This is a genomic window from bacterium (genome assembly GCA_030654305.1).
Classification (GTDB): domain Bacteria; phylum Krumholzibacteriota; class Krumholzibacteriia; order LZORAL124-64-63; family LZORAL124-64-63; genus PNOJ01.
In genome coordinates this window covers 1-3,282 of sequence record JAURXS010000393.1, presented here as the reverse complement: position 1 = coordinate 3,282, position 3,282 = coordinate 1, and the positions used below count along the sequence as shown (strand labels likewise).

3 protein-coding genes are annotated in these 3,282 nt (G+C 72.1%); 1 reads left to right on the top strand and 2 read right to left on the bottom strand.

All coding sequences use genetic code 11. The features are described 5' to 3' along the window. Both Q7W29_11295 and Q7W29_11290 read right to left on the bottom strand, forming a co-directional pair. Positions 1-516 (bottom strand): alpha-amylase (locus Q7W29_11295; protein ID MDO9172402.1); only part of this gene is annotated, 516 nt, incomplete at its 3' end. After that, the gene (locus tag Q7W29_11290; protein MDO9172401.1) at positions 513-2,225 is read right to left on the bottom strand and encodes a glycoside hydrolase family 57 protein; all 1,713 of its coding nucleotides are present in this window, start codon (positions 2,223-2,225) and stop codon (positions 513-515) included. The genes Q7W29_11295 and Q7W29_11290, both read right to left, overlap by 4 nt. 300 nt (positions 2,226-2,525) lie before the next feature. On the opposite strand from Q7W29_11290, the gene ugpC reads away from it, so the two are divergent. Continuing rightward, the coding region (ugpC, locus tag Q7W29_11285; protein MDO9172400.1) for a sn-glycerol-3-phosphate ABC transporter ATP-binding protein UgpC at positions 2,526-3,282 on the top strand (757 nt) is incomplete at its 3' end.

The following is a 3,282-nucleotide window of genomic DNA, read 5'->3' as shown; positions in this document are numbered from 1 at the left end:
GGCGACCTCGTGGCCGAGGTCGTCGGTCAGCAGGGGACCGTGGGTCAGGCGCTCGGGCGGCACGCCCGCCTGCACGAAGTGGTAGTCGTCGAGCAGGGCGAACTCCACGCCGGCGCGGGCCAGCGAGCCGGCCAGGTGCGGCTCCCAGACGCGCTCGGCCATCCACACGCCGCGGCAGTCGGCGCCGAGGTGCTGGCGCACCCAGTCGCACATCATCCGCAGCTGCCCGACGCGGTCGCGCTCCGGGATAGCGGCGAGGATCGGCTCGTAGAAGCCGCCGCCGAGCATCTCCACGCGCCCCGCGCGCACCAGGAAGGCCGCGCGTTCCAGCCACTCCGGATGGTGGCGCTGCATCCACTCCAGCAGCGGGCCGGTCACGTGCAGGCTGAAGCGGAACCGCTCGTGGCGCTCGACCCGCTCCAGGAACGGCAGGTAGCTGCTGCGGTAGATGTCCTCGATCACGTGGTCGAAGTTGCCGACGGGCTGGTGGTTGTGGATGCCGATGACGAGCTTCACGCCTGACCTCCTGCGAGCAGCACGGGGATCTCGAGTCCGGGGTCCGCCTCGGCGCCCGCAAGGTCCAGGGCCTGCTGGAGGTGGCGGCGGAACGTGGTGTCGAATTCGCGGGCGTAGTCGGTGGGGTTGTCGTCGCCGTACCACCAGAACCAGTCGCTGCTCTCGGCGTTGGCCATGGCCGTCATCGCGGCCGCCAGCGGGCCCGTGCAGCCGGGGCCGATGCGGGCGGGGTCGGGCGCCTCCACCTCGAGGCCGCCGGCCAGGCGGATCCGGCGCAGCGCGCCGGCGGCGGCCAGCCGCTCCTGGAAGCGGTCGCGCACGCGCGACAGGTACTCCCAGCCGCGGTTCTTCTCGGCGTGGCCGACCCAGGTCGTGAAGTCGGCCCGGATCCAGGAGCCGGCGCAGACGCTCCCGAGCTCGGCGACCCGACCGCCCGCGGCCAGGTGCTCGTCGAAGGTCGTCCAGCGCAGGTCGGGCGCCTCGGCGACGGCGCGGTACATGGCCTGCAGGAAGTCCCGTCCGTTGTTCTCGTAGAACTCCCAGGGGTTCTCCCCGTCCAGGATGATCGGCACGACGCAGCCCGCGCCGTGGTCGGCCGCCGCCGCCGCCGTCTCCGCGCGGATCGCCCGCAGGTGGACCAGCAGGTCGGCGACGGCGTCCGCCGCCCGCCACGACTGGTAGCGGAAGCCCAGCGCGTCGCTCAGGCCCGTGTCGCGGAAGAACAGCGCCGGCGCGTCGTCGCCGCCCCAGCGCCAGGCCTGGAAATGACGCCGCGCGTCGGCGGCCTGGCCGCCGCGCGCGAGGGACCGCGCGAGCACGCCCTGGTCGGTCGCCGCCCAGCGGACCCCCTCGGTCTGCAGCACGCGCAGCGCGGTCTCGCTGATCGAACCTTCGGCGGGCCACATGCCGCGCGGCCGCACCCCGAGCACGCGCTCGGTCTCGTCCAGGGCCGTCTTCACGTGGTACCAGGCGTCGCCGGGGTAGCGGAAGCGGGCCGCCGGCAGGGACAGGTGCGGCAGGGCCTCGTGCGCGGCGCCGGTGTCGCAGAGCAGCGGCAGGATGGGGTGGTTCAGCGGCGTGCAGGAGATCTCGACGCTGCCCCGGGCGGCCGCCTCGCGGTAGGCCGGCAGCACGCGCTGCAGGAACGCGTGCTGGCACGCGAGGAGCGCCGTCTTGTCTTCGGCGGTGTAGTCGCTCCCGCGGGCGAACAGCCGCGCGACCAGCGGCTCCTCGCGCAGCGTGCGCCCGCACCAGGCGAGGTGGAAGAGCACCTGCAGGTCCAGCAGGTCCCGGTCCGTGAAGCGCTCGGCGCGGCCCGCCGGCACCTCGACCCCCTCCCCCCGCAGTTCCCACAGGGCGCGCAGGCGGGGGAACTCGGCGAAGCGGCGGGCGTGGTGGAAGGCGAAGAAGTCCCGCACGATCCGGGCGCGGTCGGCCGCGTCCAGGTCGGCGGGCGCGGCCAGGGCCAGCAGGAGGTGGTCGTCCGGCACGCCCGCAGCCGCCGCCTCGAGCTGCCGCAGCAGCGAGGGCACGACGTTGAACACGGCCCGGGCGCCCGGCTGCTCCTGGACGTAACGCACCATGTCATAATAACTTAACATGGCGTGCAGGCGCACCCAGGGCATGCGCGGCCGGCCCAGGACGGTGTCGGTGTAGTCGGGTTGGTGCATGTGCCACAGGACGGCGACGGACAGGGGCTGGGCGGACATCTCGCTCCCTCGAAAAAAACGTGGTCGTGGTGGAACCTGGGGCGTCGGCCCTGCGTAGAATACATCATCGGATCGGACAAGCAACTCAGGACCGACACCGAAACACGGAACCGACAGCGCATTCCCCAGCAGCGAGAGTCGATCCCCAGAAGGCGAGAGCAGAGCGAGTCAAGCGTGCAGCGGCGGGAGCGGGGCGACCCGCTCCCGCCGTTTTATCCCCCCTTGACGGGAATCGCCCCTGGAGCGTCGCCGGGAAATGGACTAGGATCGGCCCCGTCCCCACCCTGGAGGAGAGACGGCATGGCGCGCGTGGAACTGCGAGGAGTCGGCAAGACCTACCCCGGCGGCGTGATGGCCGCCGAGGACGTGAACCTGGACGTCGCCGACGGCGAGTTCGTCGTGCTGGTCGGCCCGTCGGGCTGCGGCAAGTCCACGACCCTGCGCATGGTCGCCGGCCTGGAATCGATCACCACCGGCACGGTCAGCATCGGCGGGCGCATCGTCAACGACGTGGAGCCCAAGGACCGCAACATCGCCATGGTGTTCCAGAGCTACGCCCTCTACCCCCACATGACGGTGCGCGAGAACCTGGCCTTCGGCCTGAAGCTGCGTGGCGCCTCCAAAGAGGAGACCGCGTCGAAGGTCGCCGCGGCGGCCGGCGTGCTGGGCATCGACGAGCTGCTCGACCGCAAGCCGCGGGCCCTGTCCGGCGGCCAGCGCCAGCGCGTGGCCCTGGGGCGGGCTCTGGTGCGCGACCCGGACGTCTTCCTCTTCGACGAACCGCTGAGCAACCTCGACGCCAAGATGCGCGTGCAGATGCGCACCGAGATCTCCCGCCTGCACCACAGCCTGCGCGCCACCATGCTGTACGTCACGCACGACCAGGTCGAGGCCATGACCATGGGCCAGCGCATCGTGGTCATGCACCAGGGCCGCGTGCAGCAGGTGGACACGCCCCTGAACCTGTACGAGCGCCCCGCCAACCGCTTCGTCGCGGGCTTCATCGGCTCGCCGGCGATGAACTTCCTCGACGGACGGCTCGTGCGCGACGGGGGAT